The 21,697-nt window shown below is 71.9% G+C and carries 16 protein-coding genes; 9 read left to right on the top strand and 7 right to left on the bottom strand.

The window, feature by feature from the left end; genetic code table 11:
* The first annotated feature begins 118 nt into the window (after positions 1-118).
* Together NAEX_RS22590 and NAEX_RS22595 are read left to right on the top strand one after the other, a co-directional pair.
* Positions 119-637 (top strand): GNAT family N-acetyltransferase, encoded by a 519-nt coding sequence (locus tag NAEX_RS22590; RefSeq protein WP_211302456.1) that lies wholly within the window; start codon positions 119-121, stop codon positions 635-637.
* A 144-nt stretch (positions 638-781) separates the two neighbouring features.
* Positions 782-1,786 carry an ornithine cyclodeaminase family protein gene (locus tag NAEX_RS22595; RefSeq protein ID WP_143140244.1) on the top strand — a complete coding sequence of 335 codons (1,005 nt, stop codon included), beginning with the start codon at positions 782-784 and terminating at the stop codon, positions 1,784-1,786.
* 247 nt (positions 1,787-2,033) lie between these two features.
* Here NAEX_RS22595 and NAEX_RS22600 read toward each other — a convergent pair whose 3' ends face one another.
* Together NAEX_RS22600 and NAEX_RS22605 are read right to left on the bottom strand one after the other, a co-directional pair.
* The gene (locus tag NAEX_RS22600) at positions 2,034-3,152 is read right to left on the bottom strand and encodes an AAA family ATPase (protein ID WP_096329547.1); all 1,119 of its coding nucleotides are present in this window, start codon (positions 3,150-3,152) and stop codon (positions 2,034-2,036) included.
* Between the two features lie 30 nt (positions 3,153-3,182).
* A complete protein-coding gene (locus tag NAEX_RS22605) occupies positions 3,183-3,977 on the bottom strand; it encodes an RNA ligase family protein (protein ID WP_096329548.1) in 795 nt (264 codons plus the stop codon).
* Positions 3,978-5,179: 1,202 nt separating this feature from the next.
* On the opposite strand from NAEX_RS22605, the gene NAEX_RS22610 reads away from it, so the two are divergent.
* The gene (locus tag NAEX_RS22610; RefSeq protein WP_096329549.1) at positions 5,180-7,507 is read left to right on the top strand and encodes a DUF4215 domain-containing protein; all 2,328 of its coding nucleotides are present in this window, start codon (positions 5,180-5,182) and stop codon (positions 7,505-7,507) included.
* A gap of 584 nt (positions 7,508-8,091) precedes the next feature.
* On the opposite strand, the gene NAEX_RS22615 is transcribed toward NAEX_RS22610, so the two are convergent.
* Complete coding sequence (locus NAEX_RS22615) at positions 8,092-8,697, bottom strand: TetR/AcrR family transcriptional regulator (protein WP_170135922.1); 606 nt, start codon at positions 8,695-8,697, stop codon at positions 8,092-8,094.
* A gap of 65 nt (positions 8,698-8,762) precedes the next feature.
* Between NAEX_RS22615 and NAEX_RS48120 the strand changes: the two genes are divergently transcribed.
* On the top strand, positions 8,763-9,425 hold the full coding sequence (locus NAEX_RS48120) for an HD domain-containing protein (RefSeq protein ID WP_100792768.1): 663 nt from the start codon (positions 8,763-8,765) through the stop codon (positions 9,423-9,425).
* A gap of 142 nt (positions 9,426-9,567) precedes the next feature.
* On the opposite strand, the gene NAEX_RS22625 is transcribed toward NAEX_RS48120, so the two are convergent.
* Positions 9,568-10,851 carry an MBL fold metallo-hydrolase gene (locus tag NAEX_RS22625; protein ID WP_096329551.1) on the bottom strand — a complete coding sequence of 428 codons (1,284 nt, stop codon included), beginning with the start codon at positions 10,849-10,851 and terminating at the stop codon, positions 9,568-9,570.
* 229 nt (positions 10,852-11,080) lie between these two features.
* Entirely contained in the window at positions 11,081-11,221 is a 141-nt protein-coding gene (locus tag NAEX_RS50535) for a hypothetical protein (protein ID WP_170135923.1), read from the bottom strand.
* 761 nt (positions 11,222-11,982) lie between these two features.
* Here NAEX_RS50535 and NAEX_RS22630 point away from each other — a divergent pair.
* Positions 11,983-13,671, top strand: a complete 1,689-nt coding sequence (locus NAEX_RS22630) for an FG-GAP-like repeat-containing protein (RefSeq protein WP_170135924.1) — start codon at positions 11,983-11,985, stop codon at positions 13,669-13,671.
* A gap of 75 nt (positions 13,672-13,746) precedes the next feature.
* On the opposite strand, the gene NAEX_RS22635 is transcribed toward NAEX_RS22630, so the two are convergent.
* Positions 13,747-14,982: an MFS transporter gene (locus NAEX_RS22635; RefSeq protein WP_096329553.1), complete on the bottom strand. Its 1,236-nt coding sequence runs from the start codon at positions 14,980-14,982 to the stop codon at positions 13,747-13,749.
* Positions 14,983-15,077: 95 nt separating this feature from the next.
* On the opposite strand from NAEX_RS22635, the gene NAEX_RS22640 reads away from it, so the two are divergent.
* Positions 15,078-15,992 carry a LysR family transcriptional regulator gene (locus NAEX_RS22640; protein ID WP_096329554.1) on the top strand — a complete coding sequence of 305 codons (915 nt, stop codon included), beginning with the start codon at positions 15,078-15,080 and terminating at the stop codon, positions 15,990-15,992.
* A 253-nt stretch (positions 15,993-16,245) separates the two neighbouring features.
* Here the strand turns inward: NAEX_RS22640 and NAEX_RS22645 are convergent, their stop codons facing one another.
* Positions 16,246-17,673, bottom strand: coding sequence for a sigma-54-dependent transcriptional regulator (locus NAEX_RS22645; RefSeq protein ID WP_096329555.1), 1,428 nt, complete (start codon positions 17,671-17,673; stop codon positions 16,246-16,248).
* 395 nt (positions 17,674-18,068) lie between these two features.
* Here NAEX_RS22645 and NAEX_RS22650 point away from each other — a divergent pair, with 395 nt between their 5' ends.
* Genes NAEX_RS22650 through NAEX_RS22660 form a run of 3 tightly spaced genes read left to right on the top strand, consistent with a single transcriptional unit; the run spans position 18,069 to position 21,605 of the window.
* Positions 18,069-18,479 carry a response regulator gene (locus NAEX_RS22650; RefSeq protein WP_096329556.1) on the top strand — a complete coding sequence of 137 codons (411 nt, stop codon included), beginning with the start codon at positions 18,069-18,071 and terminating at the stop codon, positions 18,477-18,479.
* Positions 18,480-18,525: 46 nt separating this feature from the next.
* Entirely contained in the window at positions 18,526-20,244 is a 1,719-nt protein-coding gene (locus NAEX_RS22655) for a protoglobin domain-containing protein (protein WP_096329557.1), read from the top strand.
* On the top strand, positions 20,244-21,605 hold the full coding sequence (locus tag NAEX_RS22660) for a sigma-54-dependent transcriptional regulator (protein WP_096329558.1): 1,362 nt from the start codon (positions 20,244-20,246) through the stop codon (positions 21,603-21,605). Before NAEX_RS22655 ends, NAEX_RS22660 begins: the two co-directional genes overlap by 1 nt.
* The last annotated feature ends 92 nt before the right edge of the window (positions 21,606-21,697 follow it).

Below are 21,697 nucleotides of genomic sequence, written 5' to 3' on the forward strand. Positions count from 1 at the left end.
CCGATCACCTGCAGTGACGGATGCTCGCGGCGCCCGAGGACGTCGACGGGCTTCACCGGCGAGCTTCTTGCTTGCGACGCGCCCGCGCCTGCTCGTCCGGTCGTGATACGCTGCGGCCGTGTCCAACACCAGCCAAGCGCTGCCCGGGCCGAGCGAGCGACTGGTGTTCCGCTGGTGGACGCCCGACGACCTCGAGCTGGCCCGCGGGTTGTGGGGCGACCCGCAGGTGACGGCGAGGATCGCCGCGGAGCCGTTCACGGGGCCGCAGATCGCCGCCCGCCTGGCCGCGGAGATCGATCAGGGCCGTGCGCACGGGCTGCAGTACTGGCCGGTGTTCCTCCGCGACGATGGGTCGCACGTCGGCTGTTGCGGGCTCAGGCCGCACGCGCCCGGGGTGTACGAGCTCGGCTTTCACCTCCGCAGCGCGTTCTGGGGCCGCGGTCTGGCCCGCGAGGCGGCGGCCGCGACCGTCGCGTTCGCCTTCGGTTCGCTCGCGGCGCGCGGCCTGTTCGCCGGCCATCACCCCGACAACGACGCGTCGCGCCGGGTGCTGCTGCGATTGGGTTTTCGTCACACCCACGACGAATGGTATCCGCCGACCGGCGCCGTGCATCCGTCGTATCGGCGGGACCCCTGATACGATTGCCGACCCCTGCGAATCGTCGGGCTCGCCGTCACCATCGTGCTCGCGTGAATTCGCACTTTCGCGCTCGCGCGGGCCCGCGCCTGCTCGCTCGCGGCGCTTGTGCCCGCCGCGGCCTCGTGCGACCGTCCCCCGCAGATGACCACGGTGATTCTGACCCAACGCGAGATCCGCCAGCTCCTGCCGATGACGGAATGCATCGAGCAGATGGCCGAGGTGCTCACGGCGCTGGCGCGCGACGAGGCGACCAGCCCGCTGCGCTGGGGCATGCGGCTCGCGGGCGGGGCGATCCTCGGCATGATGCCGGCGACGCTGCACTCGCGGCGGGCGCTCGGGCTCAAGATCGTCGCCGTGTTCCCGCACAATCACGGCACCCCGTTCGATTCGCATCAGGGCCTCGTGACCCTGTTCGACGCCGAGACCGGCGCGCCGCGGGCGATCCTCGACGCCACCGAGGTCACCGCGATCCGCACGGCCGCGGTCTCGGCGGTCGCGACCCGCGTGCTGGCCCGCGAAGCGGCCGACGACCTGGCGATCCTCGGCGCCGGCACGCAGGCGTGGACGCACCTCGAGGCGATGCTGTGCGTGCGACCGGTCCGCCGCGTGCGGGTGTTCAGCGCCACGCCCGCCAACCGCGAGGCGTTCGCCCGTCAGGCCGAGCAGCGCTTCGCGGTCGAGGTGCGCGCGGTCGACTCGGCGCGCGCGGCGGTCGAGGGCGCGTCGCTCGTCTGCACCACCACCTCGGCGCGCGAGCCGGTGCTGCTCGGCGACTGGCTGGCCCCGGGGACGCATGTCAACGCCGTCGGCGCCTGCGTGCCCTCGGCCCGCGAGCTCGACGCCCGCGCGGTGGCTCGCGCCCGGCTCTACGTCGACCGCTGCGAGTCGGCGCTGGCCGAGTCCGGTGATTTCCTGCTGGCCCGCGCCGAGGGGGTCGTCGACGACGCGCACATCCTCGGCGAGCTCGGCGAGCTGCTGTGCGGCGCGTGCGAGGGCCGGCGGAGCGACGATGACGTCACGCTGTTCAAGTCGCTCGGCCTCGGGATCGAGGACGTGGCCGTGGCGCACTACCTGCACGGGCGCGCGCTGGCCACCGGCGTCGGCGTGCAGGTCGAGCTCGGCGGTCGCCGGCGCCTCGGCGAGTGATTGTTCGACTGTTTCAAACGAAGTCGTCACCGGCAGGTCGAGGCGCCGCTGCACCTCGCCGAGGTCGTCGGCGAGCCAGTCCTCGAGCGGCTCGGCGACCAGGATCGGCGCGCGCCGGGCGAGCTCGCGGCCGAGCTTCACGTTCTCGCGGATCTGCCGGAATTCGTGCGGACGCAGCAGCGGCGCCGCGCTCGCCAGCAACGCGTGACGGCTCGCAGCATAGCCGCCGTCGCGCCGCGACCTGACGTCAATCGCCTTGCAAGATCCACTCGACCTGATGGGCCTCGGTCAGGTCGGGCGGCTCCCAGCGCGCCAGCATGCGCTCGATCGCGGCCACCGGGACCTGGGCCTCGCGCTCCCGGTTCTGCCGCAGCACCCGGCGGTACGGCGTGTCGAGGAACACGATCCGCACGCGCGCACCGTAGTCGGCGCACAGGTCGATCAGGCGCCCGCGCATCTCCCGGCTCAGGTTGGTCGCGTTCCACACGAACGACTGGGCGCGCCGCAGGTACTCGCGGGCCTGCTCGCGCGCGGCCTGGATCACCGCGTGCTGCGGGCCGGTGTGCGACAGGTCGAGCTCCTCGCGCAGGGCGTCGAGCGAGACCACCGGCAGGTCGAGGTTGTGCTCGATCCAGTGGTCCTTGCCGCTGCCGGGCAGGCCCGACATCAGCACGACCTCGCAGCGGGTGTCGTCGTGGACGGCGAACCGCGGGTCGCGGTCGTCGCTGCGGAAGTACACGAAGCGCGTGTGCGCGCTGGGGAACGACCACGGGCGGTCGAGGCATTCGTGCTCGGCGCAGAAGTCGACGAACAGATCGATGTTGTCGAGCAGGCGCTGGACGTCGCGGCAGATCCGTCCGAGCGCGTCGGCGCGGGTGAGCAGGGCCAGGTGGTCGCAGCGGACGGTCTGGCTGATCTGCGCGGCGCGGCGGCGGGCGTCGTCCTGGTCGATGAGGAAGAACGGGATCTGGTGCGTCCGCACCAGCGCGGCGATCCGCTCGCGCACGACCGGGTCGACGCCCATCTTCCACAGCATCGCGCGGGCCATCAGCGCGCCGCGCGGCGAGTGACCGGGCTGGCGGATCCGCCCGTCCTCGACGCGCGTACACGCCGGCTTGGCGATGTCGTGCAGCAGCGCCGACGCGAACACCACCTCGCGGTCGACGGGCGCGAGCGCCTGCCAGCCGGGCAGGCCGACCAGCGCCTCGCACACCATCTTGGTGTGGGTCCAGACGTCGCCCTCGGCGTGGTGCTCCGGGTCTTGCGGGCAGGCGGCCATCGGCGCGATCCACGGCTCCCACAGGCTGTCCCAGGAGACAGCCGTCGAGACCGCCGGATCGGCGGGGCAGGGGTAAGGCAGCAGCATGGCGGTGTCCTCTGGCGGCGCGCTGCGGCCTCAGGCGGGGGCCCACAGATCGACGCCGTCGGCGAGTTGGTTGGGGACGATCGGGCGGTCGAGCCAGTGGCTGCCGCTGTCGAGGATCGCGTTGAGGAAGCTGGCGCGGACCCACTTGAGGCGGGCGGTGACGCGGCCCTCCTCCTCGACCTTGATATAGAGGCCTTCCATGTCGTCGAAGCTGTCGGTCTCGGCGACGACCTGGTTCGGCGCCACGCTGGCGGCCTCGCCGGCGGCGATCAGCCGCTCCCGCCACTGCGGGGTCTTGAACCGTGACGGGCCGACGTGGCGGGTGATGTCGAGCAGCCGTTCGGGGTGGCCTTCCCACAGCACCTCGACCGAGACCACTGGCAGGCCGCGCAACATCTCGCGGCGGCGCGCGGTCGACAGGAACTCGCCGGTCTCGCGGTCGAGGATGTCGAACTCCATGAAGTAGTGGGGCAGCGCGTCGTAGAAGCAGGTGTGCTTGGCGTACAGCCATTCGCCGTACATCACGTAGCGCTCGCCGAGGGCCAGGTAGAGGTCGTCGGCGTGGGTGTTGGCCCACCGCTTGAGCAGGTCGAAGTGGCGTTCGCGGCCGCCGCCGGTCAGGTAATGACCGCGGCTCTGCAGCAGCAATTGGCCCGACCCGTCGAAGCTGACGCCGGCGTTGGCGCCGTCCATCTTCTCCTCGACGACCACGAAGCGGCCGCGGACGCCCTTGAAGGGCACGGCCTCGAGGTCGTGGTCGCCGTGCTGGAAGCGCGAGCCCTCGAGGTGCTGCGTGCGCGGATATTTGAGAATGGGCGGTGTCATGACGGACGCTCCTTCGCGCCGCCGGCCGCTCCCGCGAGGCCCCCCGGGCCGCTCGCCTGTCGCGTCGCCGGCCTCGCGACCCCGACGGGCGCGAAGCATTCGACGCAGGCCACGAATGGCGACTGCCGGGGCAGGGGGAGCGCGCAGGCGCTCAACGGGCCGAGACGGGCATGAGGCGTGACCTCTAGACGGGCTTCGCAAGATGCACGAACTCGCGGCGCGCGTCAAGCGACCGCGAGGCCCGAGCGAGAGCGCCCGTGGAGACAACGCATTCGTGCAAAGTTTGGACATGTCCTTACAGTCATGTCCCAGGAATCTGCCGGCGTGAGCTCGCGGGGGCACCGCGGGTAGAGAGGCCCGTGAGGCTCATGGCGGCTCGGCTACGCTCGGGCCGCCATGCCTCCGCCCGCCGCGGAGGACGTTCGCGGCGCGCGGGCGGGGCTGCGCACGACCGACCGGATCTTGCTCTCCGTGGAGGGCACGCCGCAGCCCTCCGTCGCCAGCAGGCCTCGACTCGCCGGGGCTGCCGACCGCCGTCGAGCTCTTCGGCGACCAGGCCTGCGAGGAGCTGCTGGCAGCCCAGCGGGCCATCAACCGCCCCGCTTGCGAGGACCTGCCCGAGGGCCCGGTGTTCGCGGTCACCGCGTCGCTGTTTTCGCACGAGGTCGAGCGGTCGATTGGAAGCAGCTCCTGTCGCATTTGACAGAGAACTCGACCTGGTGCTGTCACCATACCCGCTGCACCTGGGGGCCGACCGCGATTACCGGCGCGACGAGCCGACCCTGGTGCAGCGCGACAGCGACGAGATCTGCCTGGCGATCACGATCGGCGCGCCCATGGGGTCGGCGCTCACCGCCTTCCGGGCGGCGCGGCGGCAGGCGCACCGCAGGCGGAGCGGGACGCATTATCAACACGCTCGCCGGAGCGCCGGGGCTGCGCGGGGGGCATCCCGGCCGGGCTCGTCGCGATCCGCGAGCCGCGGGTGGCCGCCCGCGAGCGGGCCCTGGGCGAGCTGGCCGACTGCTTGATCCTCCAGGACTCTCTCCCCTTGCGGAGCGCCGAGGTCGATCGCCGGCTCGCCCGATCTGCCAGCCACCCGGCTCCCCCCTGAGCCGCCCGCGTGCGTCGATGCACCCGGGCGGGTCCGCCTCGCGCCGGGGATCGCAGTTGCTTGCCGACGAGCCAGTCGGTAGCGTCAGTCAATGCGTTTTCAGACCTCTCTGTGTACGACCTACGCCTTGATCTCGGCGCTCGTGGGGGTCCCCGCGTGCTCCGACGACGCGACCACGACCACCGCCCAGCCCGATACTGAGTCGAGCGGCACCGATACGACCACCGCCGGCTCGAGCACCGCGCCGTCGACCGACACCACGCCGACGACGACGACGAATGTGCCGACCACCGGCGTGGGCATGACCGACAGCTCGACGACGGCCGGGACCGAGACATCGTCGACCACCGAGCCGCTCACGACCACCGACGGCACGGCGACCGGGCCGCTCACGACCACCGAGACCGGCACCGAGTCGACCACCACGACCACCACGACCAGCGGCACCGACACCGACACCGACACCGACACGACGACCACCGGGCACAACCCCGTGTGCGGCAACGGGATGCTCGAGGGCGGCGAGGCCTGCGACGACGGGCCGGAGAACGGCCCCGGGAAGGCGTGCAAGGCCGACTGTACGCTCAACGTGTGCGGCGACGGCGACCAGGGTCCGGGCGAGGAGTGCGACGCGGGCGAGCTCAACGGCGGCGCCTGCACCGACCTGTGTCTGCTCAACGTGTGCGGCGACGGCATCCTCGGCCCCGACGAGGGCTGCGACGACGGCGCGAACAACGGCGACAACAACACCTGCACCTCGATGTGCGAGCCGAACGTGTGCGGTGACGGTTTGGTCGGCCCCGGCGAGGCGTGCGACGACGGCAACGCGGTCGACAACGACGAGTGCAGCAACGACTGCGCGCTCGCGACCTGCGGCGACGGCAAGGTCGCGGCCGAGGAGCAGTGCGACGACGGCAACATGGTCAACACCGACGCCTGCACCAACTCGTGTACGCAGGCGGTCTGCGGCGACGGGTTCGTCCAGGACAGCAACCTCGAGGAGTGCGACGCCGGCGAGCAGAACTCCGACCAGAGCGACTGCACCGCGAACTGCAAGGTCAACGTGTGCGGCGACGGCCTGCCCAACAAGAACGGCCAGATGCCCGAGGAGTGCGACCTCGGCGAGGGCAACGGGCCCGGCCAGGCGTGCAACGGCGAGTGCGAGGTCAACGTCTGCGGCGACGGCGACAAGGGCCCCGGCGAGGAGTGCGACGACGCCAACACCGTCGGCGACGACGGCTGCAGCGCGACCTGCTTGCTCGAGTTCTGCGGCAACGGCATCGAGGAGGGCGCCGAGCAGTGTGACGACGGCAAGAACGGCGACCAGGACGACGGCTGCACCGACCAGTGCCTCATCCCGTTCTGCGGCGACGGCCTCGAGCAGCCGAGCATCGGCGAGCAGTGCGACCTCGCGGCCCAGAACAACGACACCGGCGCGTGTACGCTCGGCTGCCAGGACGCCAAGTGCGGCGACGGCCTGATCTGGGCCGGTCACGAGCAGTGCGACGACGGCGCCAACAACGGCAACACCAAGGCGTGCAAGGCCAACTGCACCGCGCAGATCTGCGGCGACGGCTTCGTCGGCCCCGGCGAGGCCTGCGACGACGGCAACCAGAGCAACGAGGACAGCTGCACCAACGCCTGCAAGCTCGCGACCTGCGGCGACGGCATCAAGCAGCTGAACGAGCAGTGCGACCTCGGGGTCAACAACAACAACAACGGCGCCTGCACCCTGGCCTGCCTGCTGCCGAAGTGCGGCGACGGCTTCGTCCAGGCCGGCGAGCAGTGCGACGACGGCAACGGCAGCAGCGGCGACGCCTGCCTCAACACCTGCAAGGCCGCCAAGTGCGGCGACGGCTCGGTGTGGGTCGGCAACGAGGACTGCGACGACGGCAACACCGTCAGCAACGACGGCTGCAACTCGGGCTGTCGCCTGCCGAAGCGGGTGTTCCTCACCAGCCAGTCGTGGAGCGGCAACCTCGGCGGCCTGAACGGCGCCGACCAGAAGTGCCAGGGGCGCGCCAACGCGGCCGGCCTCGGCGGCACCTGGAAGGCCTGGCTCAGCGCCGGCAACCAGAACCCCAACACGCGCTTCACCAAGTCGCTCCACGGTTACCACCGCCTCGACAACCTCGAGATCGCCCAGACCTGGATCGACCTCACCGACGGCAGCCTCGACGTGCCGATCAACCTCACCGAGTTCAAGCAGATCAACGACGACGACGTCTGGACCGGCACCCAGACCAACGGCAACACCGCCAACAAGACCTGCCAGGACTGGACCTCCGGCAGCCTGCTCAACCAGGGCCGCGAGGGCCAGAGCACCGAGACCAACGGCGACTGGACGATCATCGACCAGGTCCTCGGGTTCGCACAGCTCTGCGACGGGAACAATCGGCTGTATTGCTTCGAGCAGTGACGAATTGTGAGAATCGGTCCGTGGTTACGCTGACTTGCGAGTGAGCGTATCCACGGCTCCATCATCTCTCCAGCGCAGCGAGCATGACTCGCCTTCTCGCCAGAAGTCTTGGATGGCGATGATGCGGTCCGTCGATGAGTCGATGAGAGACACCGGGCGTCGGGCGAAGTGCTCCGGCGCCCGCTCGTGCCCGGCGAATGCGGCGCGATCCTGGGGATTGGTGAAGTCCTAGCTCGTGCTCGCGGTGACGAGCTCGAGGCGAGCGCGCCTGCGCATGGCGGCCTCTCGGGCCGCTGCGGGCGCGCAGAACACGGCGACGATCGACACATCGCGGGAGACCTCCGCACCCATGATCAAAGCCCTTCGTCTCCCATCGGGCGCCTCGGTGCTCGGCCACTTCGGGCTCGCTGGATCGCCCCGGTGGCGTTCATGGTCGGCTGTCCCGGATGGCGCGCCTGCTGCGGGCAGCGCCGACCTCACGCGCTGGTTTCACGCCGGCGAAGCGAGGCGCGACGACGGTGCGGCCGGGTCGACTCGCGTGACGCGACCCGGGCCCTGCGATCGCCCGGCGACGCGCGCACGCGCTACGCCCGGGGCCCGAGCACCAGCGCGACGGCCCCGGCGACGAGCGCGTCGATCTGCGCCTGCGGCTGCCCGGCGCGGGCGCGGAGGGCCACGCTGTGCAGCGTCGCCGCGAGCAGCAGGCCGAGCTGCTCGGGGTCGGCGTCCGGCCGCAGGGTCCCCGCCGCGCGCGCGCGTTGCAGGCGGCCGACGAAGACGCCGTCGATCTCGGCCAGTGTCTGCCCGAGCCGGGCGCGGATGTCGGCGTCGTCCGCTGCCTCGGCCGGCGCGGTGCACAGGACGAGGCAGCTCGGCGGGGTGTCTCCGCCCGCCCGGTACAGCTCGAGCGCCGCCGCGAAGAAGCCGGCGAGCGAGCGTCCGAGGTCGTCGTCGGCGAGCGCCCGCTCGACGCGCGCGCGCATCTCGGCGGAGAAGTGGTCGATCGCCCGGAAGTACATCGCCTTCTTGTCGCCGAACGCGGCGTACAGGCTCGGGCGGTTCATGCCGGTCGCCTGCGCGATCTCGTCGAGCGACGCGCGGGCGAACCCGACCTCGCGGAACACCTCGGTCATCCGCCCGACCGCCGCGTCCGGGTCGTACGCGCGCGGCCGGCCGACTCGCCGGCTCACTTTTTTTGTACTGCTTCGCATAAAATTCTCTGGCGTTTTGTTCGCGACGGTACAAAATCCCGACCATGACGCAAGCCCACCCTGAATTCCGCCTGTTGCGCGAGATCGCCGGCGTCCGCATCCCCGACAGCGCGCTGGCCGAGGCGGCGACGCGCCTCGCGTACGAGGTCTCGCCGGCGACCCTCTACAACCACGTGATCCGGACCTACGTGTTCGGCGCGCTGGTGGCGGCGCGGCAGGGCGTCGCCTTCGACGAGGAGCTGTTCTACCTCGGCGCGGTGCTGCACGACCTCGGCCTGACCGAGCGGTTCGCCGGCGGTCAGCGGTTCGAGGTCGCAGGGGCGGACGCCGCCGACGCCTTCCTCGCCGCGCGCGACGTCGCGGCCGAGCGCCGCGCGGTCGTGTGGGACGCGATCGCCCTGCACACCTCGGTCGGCCTCGCCGACCGCAAGCGCCCGGAGATCGCGCTCGTCCACATCGGCGCCGGGGTCGACGTCGCCGGCGTCGCGTTCGACCAGATCCCGGCGGGGGTCGTCGAGCAGACCCTCGACGCGCTTCCCCGCCTCGACTTCAAGCGCGCCTTCTTCGAGATCCTCCTGCAGGACATCGCGCGCAAGCCGGCGCAGACGATGCTGACCTGGCTGTCGGACACCGCCCGCCGCCACGCCGGCGCGCACGCTTGCCCCGGCCTCTTCGAGGTGATGCAGGCCGCGCCGTTCAGCGAGTGACCGGCCCGCGAAACGACGGGCGCGCTGCGCCCCGAGCGGCTGTCCATCGCGGCGCCGGGCCGCGAGGGCCGGCGCCGCGAGGGACGTTCACGTGCGTCCCGAGGGATCGGCAGCCCGTCGAAGACGCGTGCTCGGGTCATGTTCACCAGCCGCCGACGAACCAGACGAGCAACGCCGCGATCGCCAGCACGACGGCACCGAGCACGCGGAGCCGGCGAACCGCCGCCCGGAGGCGCCGAGGGTCGTGCGCGGGCAGGGAGCTCCACACGTCGCGCGGGAGGACCCAGAGGTCGCTCCCGCCGCCGATGGCGCGCAACAGGCGGCCCAGCGCGCTCTTCGGCCGCATTCGGCTCATGATGAACAGGAACCAGGGGAGCGTCGGCATATGTCCCTTCGGCTGCCGCTCCATCCACGCGACCGTGCGGCGGAGCGCTGCCGCCGTCTCCGCCGCGCCGCCGTCGCCCGGGAGACGCTGCCACTCTCCGTGGCCGGGGAGGATCCACGTGAAGCGCAGCCAGCCCGCCTCCGCGGCCGCCGCGAGGTACCGGACGGACCGAGTCTGGCGCTCCCAGTCCTCCCAGCACTGCAAGCGGAACGCCACGATGTGGCCGAGGACGCGCGAGTACGCGAGGTGGTCGCCGGTGAACAGGAAGCGCCCGCGGTACAGCAGGCAGATCGAGCCGGGCGTATGTCCCGGCTGGGGCAGCACGACGAGCTCGGCCTGTCCGGCCTCCGCGTCCGAGAGCGGCTCGCCGTCCAGCGTGAACGGACGGAGCGCGTCACCGAGCTGGATCTCGACGTCGCCGGTCGTTGCGAGGTAGGAGCGCTCGCGGAGGTTGATGTCGGCAGCGCCGAGGAGCCGCTGGCAGCCGGGAAAGCGGCCGGCGAACTCCGCGTGGTGGTGCGCGTGGTCGCGGTGCGTCAGGAGCAGCCACCGGACGCCGCCGTGATCCGCGAGCCAGCGGAACAGCCCGTCGCCTGGACGTGGCGGGTCGATCAGCACGCCGCCCCCCTCGCGTTCGATGAAGTATGTGGTGGCGCCGATGTTGTCGATCGACGGCGGCCCGAGGACCCACACGTTGTCCTCGAGCGGCCGGGGGTACCCGTGCCACGGCGATCCGAGCTCGTCGCGGCGCACCCGCGAGGCACCAGGCTGGAGCTTGATCGCGCCGAGCGGGCAGGCGGCCATCGCCGTCCGCGCGGCGATCAGGTCCTCCTTGCTCCGTGGCTGCCGCAGCACCCCTGTGAAGGCGCCCTCCTCGTACGTGCCGGGCAGGACGGCGAGCCGGCGCCCCGACCGGACCTCGCCCGCCGCCGTCACCTCGCCCAAAAGCTCGGGCGCGAAATTGCGACATATCGCCGCGCCGCAGCACCTGGCCGTCACGAACAGCCGGCCGTAGTCCTCGTGCTCGCTCTCGTCTCGCATGGTGACCCTCCTGTCGTCGAAGAAGATCCGATGCCCCGTGCAGCTCGTCGCAGAGCGCCACGGCCGCTCCCTCGAGCGGCCAGCGGCGGAGCACATGCTCCGGGGTCGGGCCGTCGCGAGCAGGACCGCGTCGCGCCCGAGCTGTCACGGCTCGCGGACGGGTGAAGGCTAACCGCGACGACGGGCGTTGGCTCGCCGCGCCGATGCGCGGAAGATCTCGGACCCGCTCTCACTCGTGCTCGCGCGAACCCTTGACGCCCTGTCGATCTGCTATCGGACGACCGTGGCGCGTCTGCACCTCGACGAACGCCTGGAACCGGCGCGCCCGCGAGTCGACGACGAAGCTGGCCCCGCCGACCACGATGATCACCGCGCTGCGATCGAGGTGATCCGCAGCATCTGCGTGATCGCGCGTGGACGGCCCGGTCCCCGCGTATTCACTATCGGACGGGCACGATGTTGTGGCGCACCGTGACGAGCCGCCGCTTGAGATCGACGTCCATGCGCTTCGGCGCTCGAAGACGAGGAGGCCCGTCCGTGGCCCTCGAGAACCACGCCGGCCCCGAGGAACACTCGCCGAGACACCCTCCTGCAGGCCGAGCGAACGAGGTTGCTCCCGACGCTGCCGGCGCCGAAGATCATGCTGGGGACCTCGAACCCGAACCCAATCTTCGGGGTCGACTGCGAATGGTGAGGAACTGGGCAAGGGCGCTGGTAGCGAATTGAAGCGCGTCGACGCGGCCGCTCCCGGTCCGCCGATCCGCAGGGCGGAGGTGGCCGCATTTCGCCGAGCTCGCTCAACGCCGGAGCGCGATGATTCTCGACACTGTGCGGAGCGGGATTGACGAGTGGTCCGAGCGGGAATGGTGTGATGAACGCGTGTCGGGCCGATGATCGCGCATCGTCGAATCGTGCCCGCGTCGCGGAGCGCGCCTCTTGGGCGACCTCCTGAGCGCGGTGTCGGGCGACCGTCGAGGGCTGCTCCGGGCTTGACGGTGTGCGCGGGTGTCGAATGTGCACGGCCCTCGCGACAAGGAGCTTTTCGTCGGTCCGGGACCGGTGAAGTCTCGCACGCGCGCGTGGCCTCGATTGTGGTGAATGGTGCGCGACGGGCGGCGTCCGTTCGCGCGAATGCAGCAAGGATCTCGTTCTTCGATCTCTTCGGCGAGGCGCTTCGCCTCGCCGTGCCTCTGCCTGTCCCTGCTGGTCGCGTGCGGCGACAGCGGCGCGGGCACGGGCACGGGCACGGGCACGACGGAGGGGGACACCGGTGAGATGACGGTCGGGGGCACGACCGACGGAAGTTCCGGCGGGCCGACGTCCGGGGGTGACCCGACGTCGGCCATCGAGGCGCCGACGACCTCGTCATCGTCGTCCGCGTCGCCGACGTGCGGGGATGGCCAGCTCGATCCCGGCGAGGAGTGCGACGACGGCGCGGCCAACGGCGACGGCGCGGCATGCACGAGCGAATGCAAGCAGCAGACGGCGTGTACGCCCGCGGGAGACGCATTCGCCCTGCTGTCACGCGTGCCCGCCGGACAGGACGGCACGCTCGCGCGAGGCGAGCCGGTCGTGCTCGACTTCGGCTGCACGGTCGACCGCGAGACGGTCAGCGACGCCACGATCGCCGTCCACGGCAGCCAGAGCGGACGGCGCGCCTTCACCGTCGAGTGGACCGAGGACGGCAAGGCCGAGCTCGTGTTCGCCGCGCCGCTGCACCCCGCCGAGCGCGTCGATGTGACGCTCACCTCGGGCGTCCGCGACGCTCAGGGTGAGGCGCTCGCGCCCCGGGTGTTTCAGTTCACGGTCTCGGGCGCGCCCGGGACCGGGGTGTTCACGGCCACCGACGCGTCGGTGGGCGCAGGTTTCCCGGCGCTCGGTGACGTCGACGGCGACGGCGACCTCGACGTCGTGCGCTCGACCGGTGACGTGTTCCTCAACGAGGGCGGCGACGTGTTCACCGTGGTCGAATACGATTACTCCTGCTATTCCCTCGGCGGGCACGTCACGCTGGCCGACATCGACGCCGACCGCGACCTCGACATCCTGTGCTTCGGAAACTCCGGCGTGGGCTCGATCTGGCACAACGACGGCGCCGGGGCGTTCGCCCAGGGGCCGGCGCAGGACGTGCTGAACGGGAAGGAGAAGTACCTGGCCGGCGACCTCGACGGCGACGGCGACCTCGACCTCTACGCGGTGACCCTGTCGACCGACGTCGGCGACGAGGTCCTGCTGAACGACGGCGCCGGCGCGTTCACGCCGGGAGCCACGGGGATCGGCTCGGTCTCGACCACCGGCGCGGTGCTGACCGACCTCGACGGCGACGGCGACCTCGACGTAGCGTACGGCAACGGGCAATTCGACGAGGCGGCCTCGGTCTCGCTCAACGACGGCACGGGTCAGTTCCAGGCCACGCGCGTGTCGCTCGGCAACGGGGCCCACGCGAACAACGGCGTCGACGCCGGCGACGTCGACGGCGACGGTGCGGCCGACGTGCTGGTCCTGCCCTACTACGACGGGTGGGCGCGGGTCTGGCGGAACTCGGGCGCGGCGATGTTCAGCGAGGGGCACGACTTTGCCACCTCGAACGTCGAGGACGCTCTGCTGCGCGACCTCGACGGCGACGGCGACCTCGACGCCATCTCGGCCAACGACGACTTCTTCGAGAAGGCCAACCTCGTGTGGTTGAACGCGGGTGACGGCACGTTCACCGCCGGCCCGGCGTTCGGCGGCGGCGGCGAGGGCCTCGCGGTGGGCGACGTCGACGGCGACGGCGTGGTCGATGCCGTCGTCAAGGGGACGGTCTTTCTCGGCGGTTGAGACTCGTCGCTGCACCTCCGAGCGCCGCGCTCCGTCGGTCGTGTCGACACGCTCGACTCGCTGTCGGCGATGCCGTCAGAACCTCTCGTTCGCTCGGTCGGCGCAGCGACCTCGGCCGAGTCCCGGCCGCAGCGCCAGGGCCGACGCTGCCGCCGTCGCGGCGAGGCCGAACACGCCGCTCACGCCCCAGCGTTCGAGCAGCAGCCCGCCGAGCGCGGAGCCGGTCGCCATGCCGATGAACACCACGGTGAAGAAGCTGGCGTTGAGGCGGCTGCGGGCGGCCGGGTCGAGGCTGTAGACGATGGTCTGGTGGGCGATGAGGGAGGCCTGCACGCCGAGGTCGAAGCCGACGGTCGCCAGCGCGACCAGCCACAAGCCGGCGGTGCGGCCCAGCAGCGGCAGGGCCAGCAGCGCGAGGAAGGAGGCCAGCACGAGCGCGGCGCCGAGCCGCGTCACGCCGTGAGGACCGCGGCGGTCCGACAGGCGCCCGGCCAGCGGTGCGCCGAGCGCTCCGGCGGCCCCGGCCAGGCCGAACGCGCCCGCCGCGGTGCTGCCGAGGTGGAACGGCGCCGCGTGCAGCCACACCGCCAGCGTCGACCAGAACGCGCTGAACGCCACCGACAGCAGGCCCTGGGCGAGCGCGGCGCGGCGCAGCGCGGGATGACGCCGCCACAGCGTCCGCAGCGAGCCGAGCAGCGCGGGGTACGACAGGCTCGTCGTCGGCGCGAAGCGAGGCAGCCGCCAGCGCAGCGCCAGCGCGACCAGCGAGACGACGGCCGCGGCCAGCGCGAACATCATCCGCCAGCCGAGCTGCTCGGCCACCGCGCCGCTGACCACCCGCGACAGCAGGATGCCCAGCAGCAGCCCGGTCATCACCGAGCCGACGGCGCGACCGCGGTTCGCGTCCGCCGCCAGCGTGGCCACCGCCGGCACGATGTCCTGCGCGACCGTGGCGACCACGCCCACCGCGAGGCTGGCCAGCAGCAGCAGCGGCAGGCTGGGCGCGAGGCTGCTCGCCAGCAGCGCGGCGGCGAGGAGCAGCGCCTTGAGGAAGATGACCCGCCGGCGGTCGTAGCGATCGCCGAGCGGCGTCAGCAGCAGGATGCCGAGCGCATAGCCGAGCTGCGTCAGCGTCGGCACCAGCCCCACGGCGGAGGGCGTGGCGTGCAGCGCCTCGGCCAGCAGCGCCAGCAGCGGCTGCGCGTAGTAGATCGAGGCGACGACGAGGCCGGTGCTGGCGGCCATCAAGCCGAGCAGCGGGGCGGGCAGGCGGGTCGCGGGCGCCGGGAGATTCAGCGGGGAGTCGTGCATGCGCAGTCCTGCAGGAAGGTCGGTGGCGACACTGTGCGGGACGGGTCCGCGGCCGTGTAGGCGCCCCGGCGGCACAACTGTTATACGCTGGCCGCATGAGCCCGGAGCCGACCTCGCATGACCGGATCGCGCTGATGCAGACCTTCGTGCGCATCGTCGAGGCCGGCACCCTGTCGGCCGCGGCGGCCCAGCTGCAGACGACGCAGCCCACGATCAGCCGCCGGCTGCAGGCGCTGGAGCGCTTCTTCGGGGTGCGGCTGCTGCAGCGCTCGACGCACACGATGAAGCTCACCGAGGACGGCGAGCGCTGCTACGAGCAGGCCAGGGCGCTGCTCGCCAGCTGGGCCGCGTTCGAGTCGAACCTCCGCGGCGCGAAGGACGAGGCCGAGGGCCTGCTGCGCGTGGTCGTGCCGCACGCGTTCGGCCAGCTGCAGCTGGTCGACCCGCTGCTCCGGTTCCTGCAGCGGCATCCACGGGTGGACGTCGAGTGGCTGCTGCGCGACGATTTCCGCGATCTGATCGCCGGCGGGGTCGATTGCGCGATCCAGGCCGGCGAGGTGCGCGACCCGTCGCTGGTGGCGCTGCGCTTGACGGAGATCCCCCGCATCGTCGTCGCCGCGCCGGCGCTGCTCGGCAAGGAGCCGCCGGCGGACGACCCGGCGGCGCTGGCCGGGCTGCCGTGGCTGGCGTTCAGCACGTTCTACCGCCGTGAAGTGGTGCTGACGCACACCACCAGCGGGGCGACGTCTCGCCTGCCGATCCGCCCGCGGCTGGCCACCGACAGCCTGTTCCCGCTGCGCCAGGCGGCGCTGGCCGGCACCGGCGCGGCGATCGTCTCGACCTGGCTGGTCGAGGACGACCTCGCGGCCGGTCGCCTGGTCCATCTCGTGCCGTCGTGGCGCGCCGCGCCGCTGCCGGTGTGGCTGGTATATCCCTATGCACAGTTCTACCCGGCGCGACTGCGGCGATTCGTGGAGGCGGTGAAGGAGTGGGCGGCGCAGCGGCGCTGAGCCGAATGCACGTCGCGTCCGCGACTGCGGTCCGCTCCGATCGCATTGCGTCGTCGAGCCAATCGATGGCCGCGGGCGGCGCGCCGGGCCCGGACGCGACCGCGGCGGAATGAGGCGCCGACGATACGAATCATTGCTCCTGTCGTCGATCCGCGGATCTGCAATCACCGCACCCGCGATGGCCGCGAGAGAATCATGGCGATTCTGCCGGGGTCGCCGGGCCGCTGCGTGCAGATCATGCACCTGCACGCAATCACGCGTCGAGCCGGGTCCCCCGGCCGTCGCCGTCGGCCTCGGCGCGCTGCGTCCGCGCGGCCGGTGCGGACGCGTCGGCGGATCGGGCGGGCGTGCAGCCCGGCTTCGTGCGACCGTATTCATGGAGTCGGTACTGGATCTTGCGCGCCGAGATGCCGAGGATCCGGGCCGCCTTGCTGGTGCTGCCGCCGGTGTGCTCGAGGGTCTGCAGGATCGCGTAGCGCTCGATGTCCCACAGGCTGGCGCCGGGGATCACCGGCGCGTTGCGCTGATCGAGCACCGCGGCGGTGAACTCGCGCGGCAGGTCTCTCGGCTCGATCTCGCGGCCGCGCGTCAAAATTACCGCCCGCTCGATGCACTGCTCGAGCTGCCGCACGTTGGCGGGCCAGTCGAGGCCGAACAGGATCTGCAGCACCCGCTCGGCGCAGCCGGTGACCGACTTGCCGAGCTTGCGCGCGTGCCGTTGCACGAAGTGGGTCGCCAGCAGCGGGATGTCGTCCCGGCGCTCGCGCAGGGCCGGGACGCGGAGGCTGACGACCTGCAGGCGGTCCGCCAGATCCTGGCGGAACCGGCCGCGCGCGACCACCTCCGCGAGATCGTGGCGGGCGGTGGCGATGACGCGCACGTCGATCTCGAGGCGGGCGCCGCCGAACCGCGTCACGCAGCGATCCTGCAGCAGGGCGAGCAGGCGAGCCTGCAGCGCGAGCGGCAGCGCGTCGACGTCGGCGAGCAGGAGGGTGCCGCGGTGGGCCGCCAGCACGCGACCTTCGGCGCCGAACAGCTCGTCGTTCAGGGTCGCCTCGTCGGCGGTGCTGCAGCCGACGCGCACGAGCCGGCCCGGGCGCCCGCTGAGCTGGTGGATCAGGCGGGCGATGTGCTGCTTGCCAGCGCCGCGCTCGCCGGTGATGAGCAGCGAGACCGGCGCCTCGGCGACCTGCCCGGCGAGCGCCACCAGGTCACGGTGGGCCCGGCTCTGGCCGACGAGGTCGGCGCCGGCCTCGGCGCCGGCGGCCGCGCGCGCCTCCTTCACCCCGCTGGCGAGGGCCCGACCGGCGACGATGCGCTGGAGCGTGAGCAGCACCTGCTCGAAGTTGAGCGGCTTGCTGAGGTAATCGTCGGCGCCGAGCTGCATGGCCTCGACGGCGCCCTCGACCGAGCCGAAGCCGGACATGACGACGACCGCGACCTCGGGCAGCCGCTCGCGCAGGCGCGCCAGCAGCTCGATGCCGCCGAGCGCGGGCATCTTGACGTCGGTGAGGACGATGTCGGGTCGCCACTCGTCGGCCCGCCCGAGCGCCTTGTAGCCGTCGGCGGCGCACTGGACCTCGTACCCCTCCTCTCGCAGCAGGGCGGACAGCGCCGAGCGGGCGCCCGGCTCGTCGTCGACGATGAGGATCCGTGGGGCAGCGGGGCTCGGGTTCGGCATGGATATGTCCTCAAAGACAGGTTCGTCGCGCGGCTCGCCGGCGGCGAGAAGGTCGACCTCCGAGGTTCAGCAACCCGCGTGCCAGATCGCGGGCCGGTGAGCACGCAAGGTTCGCGGCGGGCGAGGTGCAGCGGTTGCGTGAAGGTGCATGGTTTGCGCGGAGCGCAGAACCGGGCCGCCAGTCGCGGGACCGCGACGTATGGAAGAAGCCGGCGGGGCCGGTCGACGTGCGTGGCCTCGCCGATCCACGGGCGCGGCGGCGAGGCGCGACGTGCAGGTTCTGCACGGGCGCGCAAGGCACTCGCGCGCGATGCAGAGTTCGGCCGCCGTGGGCCCACAAAGACGTCCGACGAACGATGGCATGACGCTTGCTCGATGCTCCTCGACCTCGACCCATGACCCGATGCGCAATCCAACAGCCCGTGCTGGCCGGCGTCGTCATCGAGCGACCGGTGTCGGTCCTCGTCGTCGACGGCGAGCCGAAGACGGCGAGCGTCCTGGTCAAGCTGCTCCGGGTCGACGGCTTCGTCGTCGAGGTCGCCGCCGACGCGGCGGCGGCCGAGGCCCGGGTCGAGCGCGGCCCGCGACCCGACGTGCTGGTGATGGACGTCTCGCCGGCGCGCGCGGGCGAGGTCGAGACGCTGCGGCGGATCCACGCGCGCCATCCGACGCTGCGCCTCGTGCTCGTCACGGCTCACCCGCAGGTCGCCGAGCGGCTCGCGCTCGGCGCGGCGCCGGGCTGCCGGATCGTCACCAAGCCGCTCGATTACGCCGGGCTCTTGCGGCTGCTGGACGGCGGCGCGTGAGGCCGAATTGGCGGGGATACGGGCCCTTGTTGCCGCGCAGGTCGAGATGGTAATTTTCACGCGAATCCAGCGAGAGCGACGGTTTCCCCTGCCGAGCCACGGTCTTCCAGCCCGGGACCCTCCTGCCGCGGAGACCCGCTTCGAGGAGCTGAAGCGCTACGTCGCGTTCGCGGGGGAGGACGCGGCGCTGCTGCGATCCTTCCGTGACGTCGCGGCGCCTCATTTCGCCCGGATCGCCCAGGAGTTCTACGACCGGATCCGCCAGCACGACGAGGCGCACGCGGTGTTCACCGGCGAGGCCCAGATCGCGCGGCTGCAGCGGTCGCTGGTGCTGTGGATGGAGCGGCTGTTCGGCGGCCGCTACGACGAGGCCTACTTCGAGGACACGGCCCAGATCGGCCGCGTCCACGTCAAGGTCGGGCTGCCGCAGCGCTACATGTTCACGGCGATGGCATTGATCCGCTCGTCGCTGCTGAAGATCGCCGAGGCCGCGGGTCCGTCGGGCCTCGCGGTGATGGACGCGATCTCTCGCCTGCTCGACCTCGAGCTGGCGATCATGCTCGAGAGCTACCGCGACAACTTCGTCGCCCGCATCCAGCAGGTCGAACGCCTCGAGCGCCAGGCGCTCGGCGCCTCGCTGGCGCGCACGGAGCACCGCTACGTCAACGCGGTGGAGCTCGCGCACGTGATCATCGTCGGTCTCGACGCGCAGGGGTCGATCCTGCTGTTCAACCAGGAGGCCGAGCGGATCACCGGCTTCGCGCGCGACGAGGTGATCGGCCGCTCCTTGCTCGACTGCCTGGCGATCGACGAGACCGGCGAGGGCGCGGCGCTGCGGGAGATCTTGCGCCGCTTCGCGGCCGCGCAGGGCCAGGCGAGCGAGCGCGAGGTGGTGAGCCGGGCGATCGAGACCGCGGTCAGCACGCGCAGCGGTCAGCGCCGCAGCGTGCTGTGGCAGCTCACGCACGCGCCGTCGAGCGGCGACGACGTGTGCGTGTTCGCCATCGGCCGCGACACCACCGACGAAAAAGCGCTGCTGGCCCGCACCAAGCAGCAGGAGAAGCTGGCGGCGGTCGGCACGCTCGCGGCCGGCCTGGCCCACGAGATCCGCAACCCGCTCAACGGCGCCCAGCTCCACGTCACCTACCTCGATCGCTCGCTCAAGAAGTCCGGCGCGCACCCCGAGCTGATCGAGACCGTCGGCGTCGTGGCCGACGAGATCAAGCGCCTCGGCAGCCTCGTCACCGAGTTCCTGGCGTTCGCGCGGCCGAAGCCGCTGCTGCTCAAGCGGGTGATGGTGCAGACGCTGCTCGAGCGGGCGGCGCAGATGGTCGCCGCGCAGGCGCACCAGCACGGGGTGACGGTGGTGCTCGACGTCCCGCCGCAGCCGATCGAGATCGAGGCCGACGGGGCCAAGCTCGAGCAGGTGCTGCTCAACCTGACGCAGAACGCGATCGAGGCGGTCGCCGCCGAGGCGAGGGCCGGCCGGGTGGTGCTGCGGGCGCGGCGGCAGCCGCAGACGGCGTCGTTCGAGATCGAAGACGACGGCCCCGGGATCCCCGCCGACGCCCCGATCTTCGACGCCTTCTTCTCGACCAAGCCGCAGGGCACCGGCCTCGGCCTGTCGATCTCGTACCGCATCGTCACCGACCACGGCGGCACCCTCGACGTCGACAGCAAGCGCGGATGCACCATCTTCCGCATCGTGCTGCCGCTCGACGGCCCGCCCGACAGCGCGAGCCGGTCGCGCGTGGAGGCCTCGTAATGGCGCAGGAACCGAACAAGCCGCGAATCATCGTCGTCGACGACGAGCCGAGCGCGCGCCAGGGGCTGGAGAAGCTCCTGCGCCACGAGGGCTTCGACGTGCGCATCGAGGCCGACGGCGCCGCCGCGCTGCGCACCGCCGCCGAGTTCGCGCCCGACGTGGTCGTGACCGACCTGCGCATGCCGAAGATGGACGGCATGGAGCTGCTCAAGCGGCTGCGCGAGCAGGACCGCGACATCCCGGTGATCGTGGTGACCGCGTTCGGCGAGGTCGCGTCGGCGGTCGCGGCGATGCAGGCCGGCGCCGACGACTACCAGACCAAGCCGGTCGAGATCGACGGGCTGGTGCTGGCGATCCGGCGGGCGATGGAGCGGCGCGCGCTGCGGAACGAGGCCGAGAACCTGCGCCGGCAATTGCGCGAGCGCGACGGCAGCGGGCTGCAGGGCCTCCTGGGCACCAGCCCGGCGATGCAGCAGGTCTATCGCACGGCCAAGCAGGTGGCCGGCGCGCGGGCGACGGTGCTGCTCACCGGCGAGAGCGGGACCGGCAAGGGCGAGCTGGCGCGCGCGATCCATGCCCTCGGCCCGCGCGCCAAGCAGCCCTTCATCGCCCTGCACTGCGCCGCCCTGGCCGAGTCCTTGCTCGAGAGCGAGCTGTTCGGCCACGAGAAGGGCTCGTTCACCGGCGCCGATCGCCAGCGGATCGGCCGCTTCGAACAGGCCGACAAGGGCACCCTGTTCCTCGACGAGATCGGCGAGATCTCGCCGACCCTGCAGGTCAAGCTGCTGCGCGTGCTGCAAGAGCGGACGTTCGAGCGCGTCGGCGGCGGCGAGTCGATCAAGGTCGACGTCCGGGTCATCGCCGCCACCAACCGCGACCTGGCGAAGGAGGTCCGCGAGGGCCGCTTCCGCGAAGACCTGTTCTATCGCCTCAACGTGGTCCACATCGAGCTGCCGCCGCTGCGCCTGCGCGGGCGCGACTCGCTGCTGCTGGCCGAGCACTTCTTGCAGCGCTTCGTCGCCGAGAACCACGCGTCGATCCGCGGCTTCAGCGAGCGCGCGCAGGCGAAGATCGCCCGCCACAGCTGGCCCGGCAACGTCCGCGAGCTCGAGAACGCGATCGAGCGCGCGGTGGTGCTGTGCGACGCGGACGTGATCGACGCCGATCACCTGCCGTTCGAGCAGGCGCCCGACGTCCAGGGCGGCGTACGGATCCCCGGCGCGACGATGGCGGAGATCGAGCGCCACGCGATCCTCTCGACCCTCGACGCGGTGGGCGGCTCGACCGCCCGCGCGGCCGAGATCCTCGACATTAGCGTGCGCACGATCCAGTACCGCCTGCACACCTACGGGCGGCGGTGAGCCGGGGGCGCGGCGCGCGAGGACCCCCGCGCCGAATCGACCACGCGAGCGGCGGGCATGTGCCGCATGGTCAGCAAGCGACGTGCCAGGCG

The sequence above is a fragment of the Nannocystis exedens genome (assembly GCF_002343915.1).
Lineage (GTDB): Bacteria > Myxococcota_A > Polyangia > Nannocystales > Nannocystaceae > Nannocystis > Nannocystis exedens.

Bases quoted from the DNA above. Each gene is read 5' to 3' on its own strand.
- NAEX_RS22595 (WP_143140244.1), top strand. From the start codon at position 782: ATGACCACGGTGATTCTGACCCAACGCGAGATCCGCCAGCTCCTGCCG.
- NAEX_RS22600 (WP_096329547.1), bottom strand. From the start codon at position 3,152: ATGCTGCTGCCTTACCCCTGCCCCGCCGATCCGGCGGTCTCGACGGCT.
- NAEX_RS22605 (WP_096329548.1), bottom strand. From the start codon at position 3,977: ATGACACCGCCCATTCTCAAATATCCGCGCACGCAGCACCTCGAGGGC.
- NAEX_RS22610 (WP_096329549.1), top strand. From the start codon at position 5,180: ATGCGTTTTCAGACCTCTCTGTGTACGACCTACGCCTTGATCTCGGCG.
- NAEX_RS48120 (WP_100792768.1), top strand. From the start codon at position 8,763: ATGACGCAAGCCCACCCTGAATTCCGCCTGTTGCGCGAGATCGCCGGC.
- NAEX_RS22625 (WP_096329551.1), bottom strand. From the start codon at position 10,851: ATGCGAGACGAGAGCGAGCACGAGGACTACGGCCGGCTGTTCGTGACG.
- NAEX_RS22630 (WP_170135924.1), top strand. From the start codon at position 11,983: ATGCAGCAAGGATCTCGTTCTTCGATCTCTTCGGCGAGGCGCTTCGCC.
- NAEX_RS22635 (WP_096329553.1), bottom strand. From the start codon at position 14,982: ATGCACGACTCCCCGCTGAATCTCCCGGCGCCCGCGACCCGCCTGCCC.
- NAEX_RS22640 (WP_096329554.1), top strand. From the start codon at position 15,078: ATGAGCCCGGAGCCGACCTCGCATGACCGGATCGCGCTGATGCAGACC.
- NAEX_RS22645 (WP_096329555.1), bottom strand. From the start codon at position 17,673: ATGCCGAACCCGAGCCCCGCTGCCCCACGGATCCTCATCGTCGACGAC.
- NAEX_RS22650 (WP_096329556.1), top strand. From the start codon at position 18,069: ATGACCCGATGCGCAATCCAACAGCCCGTGCTGGCCGGCGTCGTCATC.
- NAEX_RS22655 (WP_096329557.1), top strand. From the start codon at position 18,526: ATGGTAATTTTCACGCGAATCCAGCGAGAGCGACGGTTTCCCCTGCCG.
- NAEX_RS22660 (WP_096329558.1), top strand. From the start codon at position 20,244: ATGGCGCAGGAACCGAACAAGCCGCGAATCATCGTCGTCGACGACGAG.